Genomic DNA, 20,665 nt, shown 5'->3' with positions numbered 1-20,665 from the left:
CGCGAGTCCTGTGGACGGAACCATCCCTTAGTATTGCTGATCGCCATCGGGCGCTGAGTGCCCGGCTCATTCTCGACGATGAGAGTACGGCTGTCGAGCGACCGAGTCTGGCCGTTTTCTGCCTGTCACGACGAGCCGAAATCGACCCATAGCTGACCTCCGCTAAGGGCAGCCAGGGATTGTGAATTCAGCAGGTCGATACAACACAACTGAATTCTGTGTAAGCGACATGCAGACGGCGTCAGCGATTGAGCCTGGTAATCTTTGAACCCTGCAATCCCAGCCCGGCCATTAAGCCCTTTTGATCAAAGATGAACGCATAGACATCGGAATGAGCCGTTGAAGTGGTCAACGACTTGGCGATGCCTGAATCCACGACCACGATGCTTGGGCCCACGCCGACCTCGAATCCATTAACATTTTTCAGATCGTTCATCGCTGAATAGGTCATGAAGAACATCACGTATCCAAACCGCTGCACGCCCGCCTGAAGGCCGTATGAGGCTGCTGTGGTCGCGTAGTATCCCGTGACTTTTCCGTTCTCAATCAATTCGCCTTCGCCATGCTGTGCGCCGGCGATGAGGCCCGCTTTCAGCACATCAGGGAAAACGAGGATACCCTTGGCTCGCCGCGCGAGGTCTCGCGCTTGCGGCGTTTTGGCATACAAACTCTGTAACGCCGCGTTCGCGTCGCGGTTCATTTGCGCGTTAGCAGCCTTCACATCTGAGGCGGAACTTGATTGACCCATTTGGCAGCCCGCCGTGATCGCGAGTATTGAAATCATTGCCATCATTCGAAGGTATTTGGTCATGAGCAATACTCCGTTTCACTTGCCATTGAGGAAACTGCGTGGCGCTAGCCGTTGCGGATCAAAGACTGACGGGGTCGATCTTTCCCTTAGACTTTAATCCTAATAAGCCGTTGGTCAAATGCTATGCACATGCACATGCACATGCATGTGCCTCAGACGAAATCGACAGTCAACTTCTGGCCGTTTTTTGCCTGTCACGATGGGCAGAAATCGACCCATAGCGGCCGCTCGATGGAATGATCAAGTAGCTGTTGCGATTGGCCATTTCTCGCCAAGAGCGGAGTCACCATAGGTTTTGATGACCTCAGAGATGATGACTTGATAACCGGCAAGCCAATTTTCCTGAGCAGCCTTTGCCTCAAGGTGACGGGGATGCTCAACCAATATCTGAAGTGCTTCGAGAGAACTCCAGTAGTAAACATTGGAGAAGAGACCAGTTTGTGGATTCTAACCAGGGATCGATTTTGCGATTGCAGCTATTTCCTGATCGAGTCGGTAGAAGGCTTCATCAAACTGCTTTTTGGCAAAGATGAACGTTGAAGAGTACATAGGCTTTGCTCCCTTCGCGGCGTTTGGTTGCCGATGATTGCACTGACCGGACTTGGGTATGCCTCAAACCTATGCTAGCTGGTTGGCTTCCCAACTATCAGTAGACGATGCATCTGGCGTAATGTTTTCCGCCGATTATGTCTGATAGCGTTCCTTGTCCATGCGTAACTCCTTGGTTGGGCTGGAAGTCAAGCTAGAAATGCGTCATGAGGTGAGGAGGAAAAGCGACATGACTTTTGCGCTCATTACTGGCGCATTAGCAGCGTGGCCATGGTCTGCTTTTGGCCGATTGTTGCCTGTCGCGAAGGGCTGCGATCGATCCATGGCGGATAGTCCTGACACTAGCGACAGGTGTCGGGTTGATGGGCCGCAGTGTTTCAACTCTTCTGTAATGGCGTGGTTCACCAGGCCGCTGTACATTTTCTCGATCGCATCCGGGCTCAGGCCCTCAGCCTCGGCCCACGTCCCTGCATGACGGGTATCGACTACAGACTCAAAAATGCCCGGTGTCGCGGTCATCAATCCACGGCTAGACTCCTTCATCTACCCGCAGCATCCGAGGCAACATGAACTACATTCTCTGGATCATTCTTGGCACAAACAGCCCATTGCCAGCGCCGGCGCTCGACCATGCCGAGTATCAGAACAAGGAGGCCTGTCAGCACGCAGCCGATCAGGTCAAGGCATCACTCGACGGGGTGCAGTTCCATATCCACACCGTCTGCACCCCCAAGGACGAGACAAAGTAACGAGTCATTTTCAGCGATGGACGGTTCAGCGCTTGTAACGCAGCGCATCCACCACGACGCCGAACGCTGAAGAATGCTCACGGCGATTGGGGTAGTAAAGGTGGTAACCGGCAAACGGTTGGCACCAATCTTCGAGTACCCGCACAAGGCTTCCGTCCGCAAGTTCCTTCGCGACCATATCTTCTGGCAGGAAACCCAAGCCGCATCCCGCGACGGCAGCGCGCAGGATCGGCACGCTGCTGTTGAACGTCCATTGTCCTTCGACACGGGCCTTGAGTTCGTGACCCTCCTTTTCAAAATCCCATTGCATCAGGCTCCCGTGGGTGGGCAGCCGCAGATTGATGCAGTTCTGGGCGGCCAGATCCCTTGGCTCTTTTGGAATTGGCCGCTGTTTGAAGTATTCGGGCGACCCCACTACCGCGATGCGCAACGGGGGGCCGATCGGGACGGCGATCATGTCTTTGGCCACCTGATCGCCCAGGCGCACGCCGGCGTCGTAGCGTTGCGCGACGATGTCGGAGAGGGCGTAGTCGACGGTGATTTCCACCTTGATGTCCGGGTAGTCGGGCAGGACCTTCAACAGCTTGGGCCAAAGGATGTTGTTCGCCGCATGTTCGGAAGCTGAAATCCGCACGTTGCCTGCCGGGGTGTCGCGAAACTCGCTGACCGCCGCCAACTCCAGTTCAATTTCTTCGAACCGCGGCGCCATCGAAAGAAACAGCCGTTGCCCAGCCTCCGTAGGGGAAACGCTGCGGGTGGTTCGGGTGAGCAGGCGAACGCCAAGCCTGGTTTCGAGCGCGCGCATGGTGTGGCTCAGCGCGGACTGCGAGACGCCCAGTTGTGCGGCGGCGCGAGTGAAGCTGCCTTCGCGGGTGATGACCACAAAGGCTTGCAGGTCGTTGAGGTTGGCGCGGGACATTGATGAGAACCTCTCATGCGGAGCGCGGGATTATTCCATGTAATCAGGTTCCGCATGGATGCGCGACCCCAACGAGCCCGTCACAAGGTTCTTGCGAAGAACGGCGTCAACTTGCCGAATGCAGCTTCCACATACTTGGGCACCCAGTAGGTTTCGATGTGCGTGGCGCCGTCGATGATGAACAACTCTTTGTCTTTCGTGCCGGTGGCTTTGGGGAATGCATCCTGGGTCATGTACAAGCTGTCGGCCTTGCTGCCGGCGATCATCAGTAACGGCTGATTGATCAGTTCGATTTGGTTGGTCGCGTCGAAGCGCATCAGATCCAGCAGGCTGCTCGTGGTGTATTTGAACGTCGAGTTTGGGTGGGCATGGGTTTTCCAGTAGTACTCATAACCCTGGCGATACAGCTCGAACGGCAGCTTGGCGATCTGCTCGTCAGTGAGATTGGCATCACCCGAATACAGCACTTCACCGCCGGCCGCTTCCTGGGCGCGGGCAGCGGAAGCTTGTTGCAGGCGTGGCGCGAGGGTGTCCAGTTGCGAGTCGTTGTAGCCATTGCGACGCACCCGGCCGGAGTTGAACATGCTCACAGTCGCCACCGACTTGAATCGCTTGTCGGTTTGCGCGGCGGCCAGCGAGTAGCCACCGCCACCGCAGATACCGAGCAGGCCCAGGCGCTTGCCGTCGACGCCGGCATACTGAGTGATGAAATCCGCCATGCCGTGGATGTCCTCGATGCGGTACCCCGGCTTGTCGATACTGCGCGGTTGTCCGCCACTTGCGCCTTGATACGCGGCATCGGCGGTGATGGTGATGTAGCCTTGTTCCGCCAGGCGCTGGGCATACAAACCGGCGACTTGCTCTTTGACGCCGCCGTTCGGATGCGCCACCACCACCGTCGGATAAGCCTTCTTCGCATCGTAGTTGGCAGGGGTGTAAACGTTGGCCGCAATGTCGAGGCCATTGAGCTTGTAGGTGACCGGATGGATGTTGACCTTGCCGGGTTCATTCCTGGCAATGGCGCCGTCGTAGGCCAGGGTGAACGGGTTCTTCTTGTAGTCGGCGGCACCGGCTTCGCCAGCAGACATACCAACCATGGCGGCCATCAGCGAAGCTTTCAAAAGGGTGTTTCTCATAAGCATCTCCTTAGCACTAAAAAGGCCGTTTGAAAAAAGTTCTGTAGCCGTCAATCCAGATGCTTTTCTGTCAGAAACCCGGACACCAGATCCGCAATCTGCACGTTGTTCAAATCCGACATGGGGAAGTGCGTGTTGCCCTTGATGCCAATCTCCGGCAAGTGGATCAGCCGCACATCACCGCCATGCTGGTTGACGGCATCGCGCCAAAGTCGGGCCATGGTGAGGCGGGCGCGCCAACTGTCCTGGGCGGGCAGGTCGACGGCGTGCTCCGGAATGTTGTCGCCGTAGAGGATCAGGATCGGAATGCGCGTGAGCGCCATGAATTGATCCATCGGCACCGCTGCGCCTTGCACCGTGTCGAACGCGCTGGGAATCGGTGCGGGGACTTCACCCTGCGCGAAGACGAAACTGCTGCCCGGCTCGAACGCGACGATGGCCTTGACCTTGTCGTTCTTGATCGCCGTCAACCAACCCGGCCCGCCACCCTGCGAGTGCGTGAACAGGATGCCCGGGCCGATTTTTTCGAAGACCGCCGACACGCCATCGGAGACCACGTTCATGTCGAACGGCCCGGTGTTCGGTGTCATCGCACGGAAGAATTGGTCGCGCGTTTGCGCATCCTTGGCAACTTGCACACCCTCGAAATAGTTGGGCCACAGGCCGATGCGGAACTGGTTGAACCACAGTTGCTCGTCCGGGACAGGCTTGACTGTCGCCTCGACCATGCTGCGCCCGGCATCGCCCCGGCGCGGCTGGTCGATCAGATACACACCGTATTGGCGCCGCAGAAAGATATTCTGAAAACCTTCGCGGCCGTCAGCGGTGGTTTCCCACGTCTTGGAAAACTGGCCTGCGCCGTGCCACATGACGATGGGCAGTTTTCGCGCATCGACCGGGATTTGGTAGAAGGTGTAGGCATGGTCGCCGTGGTAAGTCTGGCCATCTGGCGTCATGGGTTTGCGTGGATCGAACGTGCCCGGTGCGGTGATCATCGTCCCGCCAGCGGCGAAGCTGCCTTGCTCCTGAATCATCAAGGGCGCGGCGGCATTGGCATGGCTTGCACAGGCGGCAAGCGAGCTCAGCAACGCAGCGCTCAGCAGGTTTTTTCCGGTCTTCATGTTCAACCTCCCGAGGCGTCAAGCGCCTGTGCCAGGGCCGTGCTTGCACGTTTGGCGGCGGGTTCGTCGCCCTTTGCCAGCTGCTCGGTGAGCTGGCGCAATTGCGCTGCGCTCAGCCCGACCCGCAGGCTCGCCCGCATGTGCGAGCGCAACTGCGACTCCACCCCCGGCGTTGCGGCCAACGCCCCGACGGTCGCCAGTTCACGGCTTTGCCAGTCGAGGTTGTCACGCTCGAAGATGTCGCCGAACAGGTGGGTTTGCAGGAACTGGTTGATGACCGGGGCGAACTCGAACACCGGCCCCTTGACCGGCCCGCCCGAAATTCGGGTTTGATTGGCCGTGCCTGCCGTGAGCAAAGCCTCACCGGTGGGAATGGCACGGCTTGGTTCGCGTCCAGGCTCATCGTGAATGCCACGTTGTTTGCGCGCTTGCACCACCGTCATCAGTTCATTCAATGCATTGAGGCTGCGTGGGAAACCGACGTAGGCGTAGAGCTGCACCAGGATTTCCCGGGTTTCACTGACCGTCAGGCCAGCGTCGAGGCCCTGGTTCAAGGCTTCGTTGAGCTTGGGCATGTCGCTGGTCGCCATGAACGCGGCGATCAGTGGAATGGCCTGTTGCCGGGTCGACAACGTTTCTGATGCGGGTTGTGTGCTGACCATGGGTTGCGATGCCTCGGCGTTCCGAGTGGCAACCCCTGACACCAACCCAAAACCCAGACACAGGGCTATCAGCGCGGGGAGGGGGCCGGTCTTGCGATGTGCATTCGGTGAGTCAGTGGTCATCGTAAAAAGCTCCATCCATTACAGGTCTTGCGCAGGCTATTGACCTTGGTACTGCGCATCCGAGACTTTTTCCGCCCAGGTGACGGCCTTGCCGTCCTCGGCTTCGGCGATGGCGATGTGGGTCATCCCGTCGGCGGCCGTTGCGCCGTGCCAGTGACGTGTCTGCGGCGGGATCCAGACAATGTCACCCGGACGAATTTCCTGACGTGGGCGGCCCTCTTGCTGTACGTAGCCGACGCCGGCAGTGACGATGAGCGTCTGCCCCAGCGGATGGGTGTGCCACGCCGTGCGTGCGCCGGGTTCGAAGGTCACCGTGCCACCGCGTGCAGCGTGATGGATCGTGACTCATGACATCGTGAAAACAGTAAGTGAGCGAGGGGTTAGACACTAGACGGGTAAATCGGCAAGGGTTCATGAGGATTGCTCATTAATCCGCCCGACACCCGTGTAGGAGCGAGCCTGCTCGCGATGGAGGCCAACGATGACGCGGGAAACCAGGCGCACTGCGGCGTGCTCTGGTTTTTCGCGAGCAGGCTCGCTCCTACTGGGGAAGGCATGTCATTTGGAGTGGAAGCGAAGGCAAATGGACCCGCCAGGGCGGCGGGTCCGAAGGGATATCAGAGTTTCGGCAATTGCCCGATGCGGCCCATCATTTCGGTCACGATCTGCAAGTCCAGCAGGAACTGCTCGGTGGTCTTGAACTCGTTGTCGTTGTGGCCGGTGTATTTGACGTCTGGCATGGCCAGGCCGAATTGCACGCCATTGGGTAGTTCATGCACCGACGTGGCACCCGCAGAGGTGCCGAACTTGTGTTCCATGCCGAGGTTTTCGCTGGCCACGGCGAGCAACGCCTTGACCCATTCACCCTCGGGGTTACGGAACATCGGTTCGGCAATGTCGTAGTCGAAGACCGGGGCGATTTTGCTCTTCTTGCTCCAGGCATCCAGTTTTCCGGCGATTTCGGATTTCAGCGTTTCAGGCGACTTGCCCTTCGGTACACGCAGGTTGACCGCCAGTTTGAAGGTTTTGTCATCCATGCCGACATAGGTCAGGGACGTGGTCAGCGGGCCCATGAACTCATCGGAAAAACCAACCCCCAATTTGCCCCCCAGGTAATCCAGGCCCCAGTTATCAGCGGCGTAGCGGGCAGCGTCAGTGATCTCGTTGTGCTTGAACGCAACCTTGCCGTCTAGGCCATTGATGAAGTCGAGCATCCTGGCGACCGGGTTGACGCCGGACTCGGGCTCGGAGGAGTGGGCGGAAACGCCGGTGACCGTCAGTTTGACGTCCTTGCCGTCGACCTTGGCGGCGACGGTGCAGTTGCCGCCATTGCGTTTGGCGTACTCCGCGCCGGCCTTTTGCAGGTCAGCCGCCAGTTCTGCGGGTTTGTCTGTCACCAGGGTCGCGACCGATGTCGACGGAATCTGGTTGGTGGCCAGGCCGCCGGTCATCGAAGTGATTTCTGCGCCTTTGCCTTGCGCGGCGCGCTTGGCGAAGCTGGCCATGACGGTGCCGTAGCCTTTCTCGGCGATCACCACCGGGTAGCCGCCATCCAGCGCCAGGTTGTAGTTCGGCGTCGGGTTGCGCTCGAAGTAGTAGGGGATGGCGTCGCCCGTGGTTTCCTCGGTGGTGTCGACCAGCAGCTTGAAGTTTCTCGCCAGCGGCAGTTTCTCTTCCTTGATGACTTTCATGGCGTAAAGCGAAACCACGATGCCGTTCTTGTCGTCCTCGGTGCCACGGCCATACATGCGGTCACCGATCAGGGTGACTTTGAATGGGTCGAGGCGGGTGCCGTCCTGCAACACCCAGTTATCCGGCGTGACCGGCACGACATCGGCATGGGCGTGAATGCCCACGACTTCATCGCCGGTGCCTTCGAGGGAGATTTCATACACGCGGTTGTCGATGTTGCGGAAGTTCAGGTTGAACGACTTGGCCAGGCCCTTGATCTTCTCGGCAATCTTGATGAATTCGGGGTTGTCGTGCTGCTCAACACCGTCCACGCGCACGGTCGGAATGGCCACCAGTTCCTTCAAGGTTTCGGTGGCTGCGCTGCCGTACTTCACACGGGCATAGAGGCCAAGCAAACGATGGATTTCGTTTTGCTGCTCTGCCGTCAACGGCTTGTTGTCGAGGAAGGCACGGATGGCCGAGCCGAGGTCGTCGGATTTGGCGATGTCGCTCTTGGCCAGGCTGCCCAGGAACTGCCGGAAATCCGTGACCTTTGCATCGCTGAAGGTCTTGAGGATGATCGTGCTCTGTTGCGGGGAAATGTTGGCGTGCGCGGCCGTGGAGAACGACGACAGGCTGGCGAGCATCAGGCTGGCCGCGGCCAGGTGCTTGAGTGAAAAGTCCATTTCTGGTGGCATTCCTTTGCAGGCGGTTTGTGGGAAAAGTCTGATTGTTTAATCAGATATTTCCAAAACTACCATCAGGAGGGTGCGATACGGGAGCCCATGAAGTGGGATCTGTCGCACAGCAATGCAAAAGCGGCGCACAAACGAAAATCCGCTGTATCAATGCTTGCACTCTGATAGCACCACTTGGCAGGTACTCGGCGTGCCACCGGATCGCCCCGCATAGCGCGCGCAATTGCTCAGGGATTTTTGCCGCGCCATGCTCAAGGTGTCGCCCCAGGCCAGGCCGCCTTCACCTACAGTGGGGAGCGCTTTTGCATAACACGCCGAGCCAATGCGGGGGGCCGCATAGCGAGTCGTGGACTTGTTGCCTGAGCAGCCCGGAATCAACACCAGACTGATGGCGAGCAGGGAAAGCAGGCCCCAGGTCGAGCCTTTGCGCTCTGTTATTCCAGTCATCCAGCTTCCCCCTCTGTGTCGCCAACGGGCCGAACGCAATGGCGTCAGCCACCCGCGCGCGTGTTCAACGCCGCTTCCGCCGCCGCAATCTCGGCCTGGCGCTTGACGATCATGTCACCCACCGGCGGGCCTTGAAAGCGCCGGGCTTCAAAGCCGAACCAGACGATGGCGGTCAACACCAGAAAACCGATGGTGATGTACAGCGCCCAATCATTTGGTGGCTGAATGCCGATGATGAAAATGATCACCATCGAAAGCACCGAGAGCAGGGCGAACACGGTGTACCAGAAGCGCCCGATGTTCCAGGGCCCCATGGTCGGCCATTTCGGTGTCCCGTAGGCAAACAGACCCAGCACGATAGGAATGATGAAGGAGAAGAACAGGAAGATCACCGTGCAGGAAACCACGATCGTATAAACCGGCGTCGCACCGACCGAGATCACCGACGAACCCCAGTCGAACAGGACGGCGAGGGTGGCACCGGTCCAGATCGCCGCGACCGGGCTGCGGAAGGTCGGGGAGACCGAAGACAGCGCTTTGGAAAACGGCAGGCCGCCGTCACGGGAGAAGGCGAAGATCATGCGAGAAACAGAGGTGACTGTCGCCAATCCGCAGAGCACTTGCGAGATGAAAATCGCCACGTACAACGCGAGCTTCAATGTCGGGTTCACCTGAGTGTCCATGGCCCAGAAAAACACACTCCAGCCTTTGCTGGCAGCCTCATCCATGTTCGGTAGCATCAGCACGAACGAGCTGAGCATCACCCAGCCGAACAGCAGCGACCAGACCACCGACATCACCATGCCCCGTGGCACCGACATGGCGGCGTTGCGGGTTTCTTCGGAGGTGTGCGCGGAGGCGTCGTAGCCGGTGATGGTGTAGATCGGCAACAGCAGGCCGAGCATGAAAATCCAGCCGTTGGACACCGCTGGCCAGACGCTGCCGCCGGCCTCACCGGAATAGTTGGCGAACGTCACCAGTCGGGCGAACTCATAACTCGGTGCCGAGATCAGGCAAACGATGGTCAACGCCAGCGCAGTGGCGAAAATCAGGTAACCGGAAAAGTCCGTGAGCTTGGCCGTCAGGCCGATGCCCAAGTGGTTACACAAGGCCTGCACCCCGGTCAGGATCGCCAGGAAAATCACCCGGGTCGTGGTGGTGTCCTCCATGCCCAATCCCGGGCCGAAGGCACCGAAGAAAAAGTAATAGGTACCGACATTGATTGCGCCCAGCACAGTGACCAGCCCCAGCAGGTTGAACCAGGCCGTCAGCCATCCGGTGAAGCGGTTACCAAGGATCGAACCCCAGTGATACAGGCCGCCAGCGGTGGGGTAGGCCGAGGAGATCTGCGCCATGGCGAGGGCGAACACCCCGGAGATCAGGCAGCCGATCGGCCAACCGATGCCGATTGAGGCACCGCCCGCCCCGGAAGTGCCCTGGGCGAGAGAGTTGATGCCACCGGAGAGGATGCAGATGATCGAAAAGGAAATCGCAAAGTTGGAGAAAACGCCCATTCTTCGCGAGAGCTGCTGGGCATAGCCCATGCTGTGCAGCACCTTGGTGTCGTCGTCTGGCGGTGCGCCGGTGCCGGGCTGGCTTGCTGGGTTCATGTTGTGTGCCCCTTCAGGTTTTGATACGCATCCATCCGGAATACCGGATGGTCTGGCCTTCAACCCCTTGTCGTACTGCTCCTGTTTGCAACCGATAAACCTGTCTGTAGGAGCGAGCATGCTCGCGATGGACGTCAACGATAACGCGTGCTTTCTGAATAAACGCGCCGCCCTTGAGTCCATCGTCGGAACGCCGCCCGAAGCAAGCTCGCGCCTACAAACGTCCGTGGAATGCCGACTGGAAAATCTCCGTCACGCCGGCCTTGGTCAAGGGCAACGGATTGCCCCCGGCGGAAGGGTCGACAATTGCCATGTCCGCGATCAGCTCGGCCTGTTGCTCATCCACTCCCAACTCGAACAGCGTGTGCGGCACGGCGATGTCCTTGCGCAGCTTGAGGACGAAGGCCATGAAGCTGTCGAAGCCCGGGGAGGGCAGGCGCAGGTACGCAGCCAGACGGGTGATGCGTTCTTCGATGGCCGGGCGATTGAATTTCAGAACGTAGGGCATCAGCGTCGCATTGGTCATGCCGTGGTGGGTGTCGTACAGCGCGCCGATCGGATGCGCGAGCGCATGCATACCGCCCAGACCTTTCTGAAATGCAGTGGCGCCCATCGCCGCCGCCGCGAGCATTTGCCCTCGCGCTTCAAGATCGGACGGGGTGAGTACCGCACGCACCAGCGACTGGGCTACCAGTCGCATGCCCTCCACGGCAATCCCGTCGGCCATTGGGTGAAAACCGGGGGCGCAGTAGGCTTCCAGGCAATGCGACAAGGCATCCATGCCGGTGCCGGCCGTGACTTTGGCCGGCATGCCGACACTCAGGGCCGGGTCGCTGATGACCACGCGTGGCATCATTTTCGGATGGAAGATGATGCGTTTGGTGTGGGTCAGCTCATCGATGATCACGGCGGCGCGGCCCACTTCGGAGCCCGTGCCAGCGGTCGTCGGCACGGCAATGACCGGGGCGATGCGGCTTTCATCGGCGCGGGTCCAGTAATCGCCGATGTCTTCGAAGTCCCAGACGGGGCGGGTCTGGCCACTCATGAAGGCGATGAGCTTGCCCATGTCCAGGCCGCTGCCGCCGCCAAAGGCGACGACGCCATCGTGTTTTCCCGCACGCCAGGCGTCGAGCCCACCGGCCAGGTTGGCTTCGACGGGATTGGGCTTGAGGTCACAAAACAACTCGGCCCCCAGGCCCGCATTGCGCATCGCGTTCAGTGCGGCCGTGGTGATCGGGGCCCGCGCCAGGCCACTGTCGGTGACCAGTAGCGGTCGCTGGATACCCTGGCTGCGACAGACCTCGGCCAGCTCGCTGATGCGGCCGACACCGAAACGAATGCTCGTGGGGTAATTCCAGTTTCCAGTCAGGCTCATGGCTCAAATCTCGTGGCGCAAATGGAAGGATTTGGCGCGGGTCAGGTGCTCGTAGCCGAGGCGCGACAGCGTGACGCCGCGCCCGCTGTTTTTCACCCCGGTCCAGGCCAGCGTCGGGTCCAGGTAATCGCAGCGGTTCATGAAGACGGTGCCGGTGTCGATCAGGTTGCCCAGGTGTTCGGCGGCATCGAGGTCCTGGGTCCAGATTGACGCGCTGAGCCCGAACTCGCTGTCGTTCATCAAGGCGATGGCTTCGTCATCGCCGCTCACCGGCATGATGCCGACCACCGGACCGAAGCTTTCATCGCGCATGACCGACATTTGGTGGGTCACGTCGACCAGCACCTGCGGCGCGAGGTAGGCGCTGCCCGGCACGTCGGCGGCAAAGGCTTGCGAATCGATCAGGGCCTTGGCGCCCTGTGCCAACGCTTCGGCGATCTGCCCACGGACGAAGAACGCCGCCCCCGGTGTCACCAGCGGACCGAGCGTGGTGGCTTCATCTAGCGGATTGCCCAGCACGTACTGTCGGGTCAACTCGGCAAAGCGTTCGATAAACGGCGGGTAGATTTTTTCATCGACGTAGATCCGTTCCACGGCGCAGCAACTCTGTCCTGAGTTGAAGAAGCTGCCGTCCACCAGGTTTTCTACCGCATGCTCCAGATTGGCGTCCGCTCGCACATAGGCCGGGTCTTTACCGCCAAGCTCCAGACCCACGCCGAGGAAGTGTCCCGAGGCGGCGTTTTCCATGGCCTTGCCCGCATCCACCGACCCGGTGAAATTCACTTGCTGCACACATCCGGAGCCAATGATCGCGGCTGTCTGGGCATGATCGAGCAGCAAGTTGTGGAACAACCCATCGGGTAGATGAGCGCGACGCAAGGCCTCGGCGAAACGCTCACCGACCAGCAGCGTTTGCGAGGCATGCTTGAGGATGACGGCATTGCCGGCCATCAGTGCCGGGATGATCGTGTTGACCGCCGTCAGGTACGGGTAATTCCATGGGGCGACCACCAGCACGGTGCCCAGTGGCTCACGTTTGATCAGCCGTCGAAACCCGTTGATGGGCGTGGGTTCGTGCGCTGCCAGTGCGTCAGGCGCAATGGCGATCATATGCCGTGCACGCTCCTCGAAACCGCGCAGTTCGCCAGCGCCGAAGCGCACCGGGCGACCCATTTGCCAGGCCAGTTCCGGGACGATTTCATCCTTCATGGCCAGCATCGCGTCCACCGCAGCGCTGCAAAACGCCGCGCGTTCGCTTAGCGGTCGACGTTTCCATTGGCTCTGGGCGTTTGCGGCGGAGGCCAGCGCTTGTTCGATCGCGGCCGCATCGGCGTACTGACGTTCGGCATAGACCCGGCCATCGACCGGTGAGATCAGTTGAATGATTGAAGTCATGAGCTACTCAATAGCGCTCGAAGCCGCGCTGCAGTTCCCAGTCGGTGATCCGTCGGTCGTACTCTTTCTGTTCCCACTCGGCGGTGTGCACGTAGTGGTCAATCACTTCGTCACCGAACGCCTCGCGCAACATGCTTGAGCCCTTGAGCGCGGCGCTGGCCTCGCGCAGGGTCTTGGAGACTTCCGGCAAATGCTCGTCGACATAGGCATCGCCTTCGAAGGGCGCTTCGAGGCTGAGTTTTTCGTCGATGCCGGCCAGCCCCGCCGCAATCAGGGCGGCGAAGGCCAGGTACGGGTTGAGGTCGGCGCCGCCAATGCGGCATTCGATGCGGATGGATTTGCTGCCCTCGGCGCACAAACGAAAGCCGGCGGTGCGGTTGTCACGGCTCCATACCGCCCGGGTCGGGGCGAACGTGCCCGCCTGGAAACGCTTGTAGGAGTTGATGTAAGGCGCGAGAAAACAGGTGATGTCGTTGGCGTATTTGAGCTGCCCGGCGACCCAGGAGCGCATCAGTATGGACATGCCGAACTCGGCCTTGGCGTCATAAAACAGCGGCTTTTTCGCGTTCTTGTCCCACAGCGAATTATGGATATGGCTGCTGGAACCGGCCGCGTCATAACGCCACTTGGCCATGAACGTGATCGCCTTGCCCTGCAGCTGCGCGATCTCCTTGCAGGCGTGCTTGATGATGACGTGGTGGTCGGCCATGGTCATGGCATCGGCATAACGGATGTTGATCTCTTCCTGGCCCGGGCCCCATTCACCCTTGGAATTTTCGACGGGAATACCCGAGGCTTGCAGGTGTTTACGGATCGCCCGCAACACCGGTTCTTCGCGGGTGGTCTGCAGGATGTTGTAGTCCTCGATGTAATGCCCGGCGGTTTTCGGCTTGTGGTAGTTGCGTTTGTGGATGGCCTCGTAGCTTTCGTCGAACAGGTAGAATTCCAGTTCCGAGGCGAACATGCCGGTGTAGCCGCGCTCGCGCAGGCGCTCGACCTGTTTTTTCAGGATCGCCCGCGGGCTGTGGGGAAGGTCTTGCCGATGGTGATGATCGAGCACATCGCACAGCACCAGCGCCGTGCATTCCAGCCACGGCACCTTGCGCAAGGTGCGCATGTCGGGCTTGAGCACAAAGTCGCCGTAGCCTTTGCTCCAGCTGGCGGCCGCGTACCCTGGCACCGGTTCCATGTCGATGTCGTCGGCCAGCAGGTAGTTGCAGCAGTGGGTTTCTTCATGGCCGCTGTCGATGAAAAACTCGACCTGGAATCGCTTGCCGACCAGTCGACCTTGCATGTCGACCATGCACACCAGCACGGTGTCGATTTCGCCGCTGACAGCAGCACGCTTGAGTTCGTCAAAGCTGAGGAGAGGCTCGGTCATCACGGCAGTCCTGCTCTAATTTTGGAATTCTCTGAATAGCTGTTGCAGACGCTCTCCAGAAAAATCCAAACACTGCCGCCGCGAGCATCGTGGGCAATTAGCTGACCCTAAGCTTAGCTGACTGTCGCTTTTCGCAAGTTTCGATGATCGAAACCTGTTTTTTCCCGTTTGTTCAGCGACATTTCAGCTGTGCAGCGAGGCCTCAGCGCAGGCTCCACGACACCCCGACGTACATCGCCATTCCCTCGCTAGGCGTCGACCGCGCCGCGTCCATCCCTTTGTCGTCGTAACCCGGCGTGACGGTGGCGGCGTAGTGCTTGTCGGTCAGGTTGCGGATGTCCAGCCAGGTCTGCCAGTCGTCCTTTGGGGCGTTGTAGCCCAGGGTCGCGCCGAAGATCGCGTAAGGATCGGCGTAGTAGCTGTTGGCGTAATCGACCGCGACCTTGGACACCCACTGTGTGTTGAGCGCGGTGAAGAAACCCTGCGTCCAGTCGTAGCGCAGTTCGCCCTGGTAGTAGTGCATCGGCAGGCCCGGCAGGCGGTTGTCGCCGAAGCGATCGTCGTCGCTGTAGTGGAAGTCGCTGAAGGTATAACTCTGGCGCAAGTTCAGTTGGCCGCCATCGTCGCCGGACCACAGGTTGCTTTGCAGGCTGGCTTCCACGCCCTGATGCACCGTGGGGCTGGCGTTGAGTTCGTAAGGCGTGGTGGCGTTGGCATCTGGCAGCACCGACAGCAATTCGTGGCGTACTTGAGCGTAGTACCAGGACAGACTCCACTGGCCCATCGCACTGTCGCCACGACCGCCGAGTTCCAGGGTGGTCGCGGTCTGGTTTTGCAGCTCGATCGGGTCGCGCTGAGTGCCGGTGGCCGGGCCGCTGCCGACCGGGAAGCGAATGTTGGAGCTGTAGATCAGCGACCACGGGTGTGGCGCCTCGACCGAGCGGCTCAGGTTGCCGAACAGTTGCAGGTCCGGCGTCACTTGATAACGCAGGCCCACGCGCGGGGCGTAGTCCCAATCGTTGAGGCTGGTCTTGCCGCCTTCTTGCGGGTAGGTGACGTCACTTTCACGACGGGTGTAGATCGCGGCGAAGCCGGTGGTCAGCCACAGGTCATCGGCGATTTCCAGATCATTGCCCACATGCAGGACCGTGTCCGAACCTTGATAGGTGAAGTTGCGCATGAGCGTGCCCGGGGCATAACCGGCGGTGTTGCCGGTGGGGATGCGCACGAACTCGCTGGCGCCGGCATTGGGCAAATGTTTGGTGACGCGCAGGCCTATCGTGCTGTTGCTCGCCAGGCCCCAAAGCGTGTCGCGGCGTTTGTAATCGAACGTGCCGCTGACATCGGTGTACGCGACCTTCAGGCGGTTGGGCCCCTCACGCAAGTCCATGGGGTAGTCGTGGTAGACAAGGCCGGTCTGGATGCTTGAATCGTCATCAATGTAGAACGTGGTCTTGTTACCGATAAACGTGCTGCCGGGCTGGTCACGGCTGTCGTCGCGTTTCACGTAGGCGGGGTTGGCTGCCCGTGGGTCGTGCTCGATGGAGTGTTTGGTCACGCGGCCCGCGAGGTCGTTGTCGGTCGAGCGATGGCGCAGGTAGAAGCGCGTTTCCAGGTTCGGGTTGAAGCGATAGCCGAAGTTGGCGATGACACCCTGGCTCTTGCTGGCCGTGTGGTCCTGATAACCATCGGCGTTCGCATCGGTCAGGGCGACGTAGTAGTCGAACGCTCCCAACACCTGCCCGGAACTGACCTGACGCTGCTGATAACCGTGGCTGCCTGTCGCGTAGCGCACCTGCAATTTCGGCGCGTCGTAGCCGGTATGGCTGATGTAGTCGATGGCCCCGCCCAAGGCCAATGCACCCCTGTCGAAACCGTTGGCGCCGCGCAACACTTCCACATGATCGAGCCACAGCGGCTCCAGCAATTCATAGGGCGTACCGCCAGGACCGGTCAACGGCAGACCGTCGAGCATGGCGTACAGCCCCGAAGCATGGGCGCCCGGTGCACGGTTGATCCCCGATCCGCGGATCGAAATCTTGGTTCCTTCGTTGCCAGCAGACTGGGCGTAAATCCCGGGCTGATAGGCCAATACATCCTGATTGCTGGCGACGCGACCTTGCAGCGGACGGCGCATGTCGACCACGTTGGTGCCGCCGGGCACTTCGGCCAGCCGGGCCTTGGCGTCTTCGATCGTCTGGTCTTCGTCGCTCTGATCCTCGGCGCCGATCAGCACTTGCCCCAGTTCCAGGCCTTGGGCTTGGGTCATGGCCGGACAGACAAGGGCCAGCCCCAGCAGCGCTGCGGGCAGGGAATTGGGCGAGGACATCGAGAAAACTCCAGACAGACAAAAACGGGCAGTGAACACTGCGACGTATGAAAGAACGAGGGGAACACATGGCAATTTTGCTTTATTTGCCGGGGGAGGTCTTGTAGGCGCGAGTTTGCTCGCTCCTACAAGATTTTTGCAGAAGGCAGGTACAGCTTAACTGCCTTGCGGTTCACCTCGTTATTGGTACTTGATTGCAATGCCTTTCAGCTTGCGTCCTTGAATCGTTTCGATGTCCCGGCTCCACAACGGCCCAGTGACATAGGCCGCGACGGGTTGAATGCGGTCGTAAACGACAACTACGGCGTCCGCGCCAAGTTTGGTGCCTTCTTCACGCAGTTTTTGTTCGATCTCGGTGATCGGCGGTGCCGGTTCGACCGAGGCATCGACCAGGATTTCGCCCAACCGCACATGGGGTCTTGTCGGTTCAGTGCGTAGCACCTGGACTTCGTTGGGCAGGGTCGGCTCAGGGTGTTCGACGCCGACATAAGCTGTGGTCTGTGCATCTACCGATGCGCAGGCACCTAACGCCAGCACACTGGCAACGAGGGCCGCGACGAGCAACGGTCGCTGCCATCTTGAGAGTCGATGCGATGAAGAAGGGGGCATGTCAGCATCCTCTGCTGGAAGTGTATTGAGCCAACGTCTGTTGGCCGTTCAATCAGGCGCAACTGCGAATGAATACCCAGAGATCGGCATTCAGCCCGCTGGCGCGGCGCTGTCCTTCTCAATTCGTTTAGTTATAGTCGAGAAAACCTGAACTAAGCTGAACCGGCCTGGATCAGCCACACCTATCAAGTGGTAGTCCATGTTCTCCAAGTCGGGAAGCGTTGCTGATGAATAAAAAAATCGCTACACACCGGTGGTGGCTTTTGCATTCATTTATCCCGATATCGGCCTGTCAGCCGATAGCCAGGCAGAATTGGCCAAGCAATCGCTCAACCCGGTGGCCGCACTCTACAGCGTGCCTATTCAATACAACTGGAACCAGAAACTCGGCCCCCGCGGGGAGGGTTATCAAAGCGTCATCAATATCCGGCCAGTGCTGCCTTTCAGTATCAACGACGAGTGGAATCTGATTTCCCGAACCATCCTGCCGGTCATTGACCAGCACGGCCTGGTTCCCGGCGGGCAAGCGGACAAGTCCGGTATCGTAGTAGGGCCAGCGCCGAACAGGGTGTGTAAAAAATAGGTTTGGCGTGGGAACTTACTTCGGGAGGAGCGCTCATACGGTGGCTTGGTGGCTACTTGACATATCTGCCGGTCATTCATGACACTGGCATTGGCTATATGAAACAGGCCAGATACAACGCAGCACCAAGGACATCTGGAAGACACACCATTCAGGGATTAAAGGACTTATTGAATGAACACGACAGATCAAGTGCAAGACAGCAGCAAGTACAACGCAAAATGGCAGGAGCGTTTCGCGTTTTTTGATGCTCACGGTGCGCCCAATGCACCGGATTACAAATCGGCAATGCAGCAACTTCCCTTCAAACAGAAGATAAAGATCAACGCCAACATCATTGCGTTCTTCTTTGGGCCGATTTACCTGTTTGTGCTGGGCCTGTGGAAGAAAAACCTGACGCTGCTTGCGATCCTCATTGCCATTTCCCTCGCGCTGGACGTTGTCTTCGCTCTCGTCGACGTCAGCTTTGCCAAGCAAATCAACTTTGCCGTGGGCTTCTGCTTCAATCTGCTTTACGCCCTTTCGACCAACTACGCTTACTACCTCAAGGAACGAAAAGGCGAACAGGGATGGAATCCGTTTAAAGGCATGCGCTGGTAAACAATTCCAGAAACAGAGCTTCAGGGTCATAGCCAATATGACCCTGATTCAAGCCCAGAGCGCATGTGTACTCCTCAGCGTGCTCCTCGCCACTGCACTTGATTGCCCCTCCTCATGACACTGACACCTTACGTTTTAGCCTTTCAGTTTGCCGCCGGAATCATTGGCTGCTGTGTCGTGATACCTCAACAAGTCATCCCGCCATCTTCCGAGAACATCGATCATCCCTCCAGGCCCTGGCGGATTTTTTATCGGTTGATGACCCTCTGCATGTGCAACCTGTTTTCGTGGTTGGTGACCATGATTCTACTGGTCTCGTTGCTGGAGGACGTGGACTCCAGCGGTCTATCGGACGTCAAACACGCACTGCTGATGGCGGTCATGCCAGTGCCCTTGCTCATCGTTTTCTATTGGCTGGTTGCCAAAGTGGCGCGCAAGGGGACCAGGGATCTGGATCGATTCCGGCGGCCATCGACCACGGTTGCCCTCAAGGATCCAGCGCCAGGCGCTGAGCCTGCTGGCGTAAAACGCAAGAGCGCCAAAAAGAAAAAACGCCAATGGCGGTAAGATGTTCAGAGGGCAGGGAATAAAAAGCCCGCGAGGCGGGCTTTAGGGAAGTCGGCATCAGCTCCCAGACTGTGCGCAAAACAGCTTTCGGGCTTCAGCAAAACATTTTTCGGCGATGGCCGAGCGCGGTTCGGTTTTGCGCATGACCAGGCCCAGGGGGGCGAGCACGCTGGCATCCGGCAGGTTGATAAAGGCCAGATTCTCGATCGGGTTTTCCAGGACACTGTCCAGCGGCATGATCGAGCAGCAAAAACCTTCGTGGATTGCCTGATACAACTGATACGTCGAATCGCTTTCGAGAATCGGCTGCGGATCGAGCCCGCGGCTGCGGAAGCTCAGGTCGATGGATTTTCGATAGTGCATGCCATTACTGATCATCCCCAAGGGCAGTTCGGCGGCATCTTCCCAGCTCATTTCAGTGCCTTCGAAATGGAAGTGGCGCGTGTCGTACAGTAAACCGACGCGGGTTTCACCCAGTTCGAAAAACTCCAGGTAATTGGGGTTCACATGGTCGAGATAGCAGACACCCAAGTCCAGTTGGTTGGTGCCCAGGGCTTCGATGATCTGGTCTGAACTCATGGAAGACAGGCTGTATTTGAGCTCCGGAAAGGTTTTGCCAAGCGCCTGAATGTAGCCGATTGGATTGAAGCCGCTGAGTGGCACCAGGCCCAGGCGCAAATTACCGACTAACTGACCGCGACACGCAGCGGCTTCGGCGAACAACCCGTCATGGGCGGCCAGCAAGGTTCTGGCCCAGGCCAGCACGCGTTCACCCGCTTGGGTGAATCCTTCAAAACGCTGGCCTCGGGTGACCAGTTCCAGACCCAGTTCATCCTCAAGATTGCGCAAGCGCATGGACAGCGTCGGCTGAGTAATGTGGCAGCGCGCAGCTGCCTGGCCGAAGTGTCGAGTCTGCTCCAGGGCGATCAGGAATTTGAGTTGCTTGATGTCCATGATGGCACCTACTGCAGGATGAATGAGAGGTGAGTATTAAAGCAGGTGTGCAGCATGCAGTCCCGAGCTGGCACTTTTCGCGCTTATTCAAGGGGGGCTGTCTGGTTGGTCATGGAGGTGAGCATTTTCTGGTCATCGGAAAAGAAAGGGAAAAATAAGCGTGACAGGTCAGCTAACTGACAACCCTCCCACTTGGGATAGACATTCAATTGCTTCATCAAGGCTCGTTCAGAAAGCCCAACAGCAGTTCGTTGACCACTGATGCGCGTTCTCGCTGTATCCAGTGGCCGGCACCTTCGAGGAGATGACACCCGCGAAGCCCCGGCAGGTCTGCGCGAAGGCTTCGATCTGTTGTGGGGCGCCCGGCCAGCTATAA

At 59.0% G+C, this 20,665-nt stretch carries 17 protein-coding genes and 3 pseudogenes; 4 read left to right on the top strand and 16 right to left on the bottom strand.

Annotated features, from left to right (window positions below):
- Positions 1–241 precede the first annotated feature (241 nt).
- Together CKW15_RS01655 and CKW15_RS28615 are read right to left on the bottom strand one after the other, a co-directional pair.
- On the bottom strand, positions 242–811 hold the full coding sequence (locus CKW15_RS01655) for a YSC84-related protein (RefSeq protein ID WP_095057766.1): 570 nt from the start codon (positions 809–811) through the stop codon (positions 242–244).
- Positions 812–1,701: 890 nt separating this feature from the next.
- Positions 1,702–1,825: pseudogene (locus tag CKW15_RS28615) on the bottom strand (isochorismate-pyruvate lyase); the annotation flags it as partial.
- A gap of 101 nt (positions 1,826–1,926) precedes the next feature.
- On the opposite strand from CKW15_RS28615, the gene CKW15_RS01640 reads away from it, so the two are divergent.
- Positions 1,927–2,109, top strand: a complete 183-nt coding sequence (locus CKW15_RS01640) for a hypothetical protein (RefSeq protein ID WP_095056768.1) — start codon at positions 1,927–1,929, stop codon at positions 2,107–2,109.
- Between the two features lie 25 nt (positions 2,110–2,134).
- On the opposite strand, the gene CKW15_RS01635 is transcribed toward CKW15_RS01640, so the two are convergent.
- The 13 genes and pseudogenes from CKW15_RS01635 to CKW15_RS01575 form a co-directional block, all read right to left on the bottom strand.
- Positions 2,135–3,028: a LysR family transcriptional regulator gene (locus CKW15_RS01635; protein WP_095151401.1), complete on the bottom strand. Its 894-nt coding sequence runs from the start codon at positions 3,026–3,028 to the stop codon at positions 2,135–2,137.
- Between the two features lie 80 nt (positions 3,029–3,108).
- Entirely contained in the window at positions 3,109–4,164 is a 1,056-nt protein-coding gene (locus tag CKW15_RS01630; protein WP_095151400.1) for an alpha/beta hydrolase, read from the bottom strand.
- A gap of 50 nt (positions 4,165–4,214) precedes the next feature.
- Positions 4,215–5,285: an alpha/beta fold hydrolase gene (locus CKW15_RS01625; RefSeq protein WP_095056765.1), complete on the bottom strand. Its 1,071-nt coding sequence runs from the start codon at positions 5,283–5,285 to the stop codon at positions 4,215–4,217.
- Positions 5,286–5,287: 2 nt separating this feature from the next.
- Positions 5,288–6,070: a carboxymuconolactone decarboxylase family protein gene (locus CKW15_RS01620; RefSeq protein ID WP_095151399.1), complete on the bottom strand. Its 783-nt coding sequence runs from the start codon at positions 6,068–6,070 to the stop codon at positions 5,288–5,290.
- Positions 6,071–6,106: 36 nt separating this feature from the next.
- Positions 6,107–6,391, bottom strand: a pseudogene (locus tag CKW15_RS01615) (cupin domain-containing protein); the annotation flags it as partial.
- Positions 6,392–6,687: 296 nt separating this feature from the next.
- Positions 6,688–8,427 carry a dipeptidase gene (locus CKW15_RS01610; protein ID WP_095151398.1) on the bottom strand — a complete coding sequence of 580 codons (1,740 nt, stop codon included), beginning with the start codon at positions 8,425–8,427 and terminating at the stop codon, positions 6,688–6,690.
- A 159-nt stretch (positions 8,428–8,586) separates the two neighbouring features.
- Positions 8,587–8,886, bottom strand: a complete 300-nt coding sequence (locus CKW15_RS01605) for a hypothetical protein (RefSeq protein WP_095056761.1) — start codon at positions 8,884–8,886, stop codon at positions 8,587–8,589.
- Between the two features lie 44 nt (positions 8,887–8,930).
- Positions 8,931–10,496, bottom strand: coding sequence for an amino acid permease (locus CKW15_RS01600; RefSeq protein WP_095056760.1), 1,566 nt, complete (start codon positions 10,494–10,496; stop codon positions 8,931–8,933).
- Between the two features lie 214 nt (positions 10,497–10,710).
- Entirely contained in the window at positions 10,711–11,871 is a 1,161-nt protein-coding gene (locus tag CKW15_RS01595) for an iron-containing alcohol dehydrogenase (RefSeq protein ID WP_095151397.1), read from the bottom strand.
- Positions 11,872–11,874: 3 nt separating this feature from the next.
- Positions 11,875–13,266: an aldehyde dehydrogenase family protein gene (locus tag CKW15_RS01590; RefSeq protein ID WP_095151396.1), complete on the bottom strand. Its 1,392-nt coding sequence runs from the start codon at positions 13,264–13,266 to the stop codon at positions 11,875–11,877.
- A 7-nt stretch (positions 13,267–13,273) separates the two neighbouring features.
- Positions 13,274–14,647: a glutamine synthetase family protein gene (locus CKW15_RS01585; RefSeq protein ID WP_095151395.1), complete on the bottom strand. Its 1,374-nt coding sequence runs from the start codon at positions 14,645–14,647 to the stop codon at positions 13,274–13,276.
- A 202-nt stretch (positions 14,648–14,849) separates the two neighbouring features.
- Positions 14,850–16,976, bottom strand: coding sequence for a TonB-dependent receptor domain-containing protein (locus tag CKW15_RS01580; RefSeq protein ID WP_095151394.1), 2,127 nt, complete (start codon positions 16,974–16,976; stop codon positions 14,850–14,852).
- A 180-nt stretch (positions 16,977–17,156) separates the two neighbouring features.
- Positions 17,157–17,585 (bottom strand): hypothetical protein, encoded by a 429-nt coding sequence (locus tag CKW15_RS01575; protein ID WP_095151393.1) that lies wholly within the window; start codon positions 17,583–17,585, stop codon positions 17,157–17,159.
- A gap of 253 nt (positions 17,586–17,838) precedes the next feature.
- Between CKW15_RS01575 and CKW15_RS01570 the strand changes: the two are divergent.
- The 3 genes and pseudogenes from CKW15_RS01570 to CKW15_RS01560 form a co-directional block, all read left to right on the top strand.
- A pseudogene (locus CKW15_RS01570) lies at positions 17,839–18,129 on the top strand (transporter); the annotation flags it as partial.
- 213 nt (positions 18,130–18,342) lie between these two features.
- Positions 18,343–18,768, top strand: coding sequence for a DUF2628 domain-containing protein (locus CKW15_RS01565; RefSeq protein WP_095056754.1), 426 nt, complete (start codon positions 18,343–18,345; stop codon positions 18,766–18,768).
- Between the two features lie 300 nt (positions 18,769–19,068).
- Entirely contained in the window at positions 19,069–19,335 is a 267-nt protein-coding gene (locus CKW15_RS01560) for a hypothetical protein (RefSeq protein ID WP_143498326.1), read from the top strand.
- A 57-nt stretch (positions 19,336–19,392) separates the two neighbouring features.
- Here CKW15_RS01560 and CKW15_RS01555 read toward each other — a convergent pair whose 3' ends face one another.
- Positions 19,393–20,289 carry a LysR family transcriptional regulator gene (locus CKW15_RS01555; RefSeq protein ID WP_095151391.1) on the bottom strand — a complete coding sequence of 299 codons (897 nt, stop codon included), beginning with the start codon at positions 20,287–20,289 and terminating at the stop codon, positions 19,393–19,395.
- Between the last annotated feature and the right edge of the window lie 376 nt (positions 20,290–20,665).

The sequence above is a fragment of the Pseudomonas sp. Irchel s3b5 genome, from assembly GCF_900187435.1.
Classification (GTDB): Bacteria; Pseudomonadota; Gammaproteobacteria; order Pseudomonadales; family Pseudomonadaceae; genus Aquipseudomonas.
Note: the sequence above shows the minus strand (reverse complement) of the source record. Positions and strands in the feature narration are given on the sequence as shown.

Bases quoted from the DNA above. Each gene is read 5' to 3' on its own strand.
- CKW15_RS01655 (WP_095057766.1), bottom strand. From the start codon at position 811: ATGACCAAATACCTTCGAATGATGGCAATGATTTCAATACTCGCGATC.
- CKW15_RS01640 (WP_095056768.1), top strand. From the start codon at position 1,927: ATGAACTACATTCTCTGGATCATTCTTGGCACAAACAGCCCATTGCCA.
- CKW15_RS01635 (WP_095151401.1), bottom strand. From the start codon at position 3,028: ATGTCCCGCGCCAACCTCAACGACCTGCAAGCCTTTGTGGTCATCACC.
- CKW15_RS01630 (WP_095151400.1), bottom strand. From the start codon at position 4,164: ATGAGAAACACCCTTTTGAAAGCTTCGCTGATGGCCGCCATGGTTGGT.
- CKW15_RS01625 (WP_095056765.1), bottom strand. From the start codon at position 5,285: ATGAAGACCGGAAAAAACCTGCTGAGCGCTGCGTTGCTGAGCTCGCTT.
- CKW15_RS01620 (WP_095151399.1), bottom strand. From the start codon at position 6,070: ATGACCACTGACTCACCGAATGCACATCGCAAGACCGGCCCCCTCCCC.
- CKW15_RS01610 (WP_095151398.1), bottom strand. From the start codon at position 8,427: ATGGACTTTTCACTCAAGCACCTGGCCGCGGCCAGCCTGATGCTCGCC.
- CKW15_RS01605 (WP_095056761.1), bottom strand. From the start codon at position 8,886: ATGACTGGAATAACAGAGCGCAAAGGCTCGACCTGGGGCCTGCTTTCC.
- CKW15_RS01600 (WP_095056760.1), bottom strand. From the start codon at position 10,496: ATGAACCCAGCAAGCCAGCCCGGCACCGGCGCACCGCCAGACGACGAC.
- CKW15_RS01595 (WP_095151397.1), bottom strand. From the start codon at position 11,871: ATGAGCCTGACTGGAAACTGGAATTACCCCACGAGCATTCGTTTCGGT.
- CKW15_RS01590 (WP_095151396.1), bottom strand. From the start codon at position 13,266: ATGACTTCAATCATTCAACTGATCTCACCGGTCGATGGCCGGGTCTAT.
- CKW15_RS01585 (WP_095151395.1), bottom strand. From the start codon at position 14,647: ATGACCGAGCCTCTCCTCAGCTTTGACGAACTCAAGCGTGCTGCTGTC.
- CKW15_RS01580 (WP_095151394.1), bottom strand. From the start codon at position 16,976: ATGTCCTCGCCCAATTCCCTGCCCGCAGCGCTGCTGGGGCTGGCCCTT.
- CKW15_RS01575 (WP_095151393.1), bottom strand. From the start codon at position 17,585: ATGCCCCCTTCTTCATCGCATCGACTCTCAAGATGGCAGCGACCGTTG.
- CKW15_RS01565 (WP_095056754.1), top strand. From the start codon at position 18,343: ATGAACACGACAGATCAAGTGCAAGACAGCAGCAAGTACAACGCAAAA.
- CKW15_RS01560 (WP_143498326.1), top strand. From the start codon at position 19,069: ATGATTCTACTGGTCTCGTTGCTGGAGGACGTGGACTCCAGCGGTCTA.
- CKW15_RS01555 (WP_095151391.1), bottom strand. From the start codon at position 20,289: ATGGACATCAAGCAACTCAAATTCCTGATCGCCCTGGAGCAGACTCGA.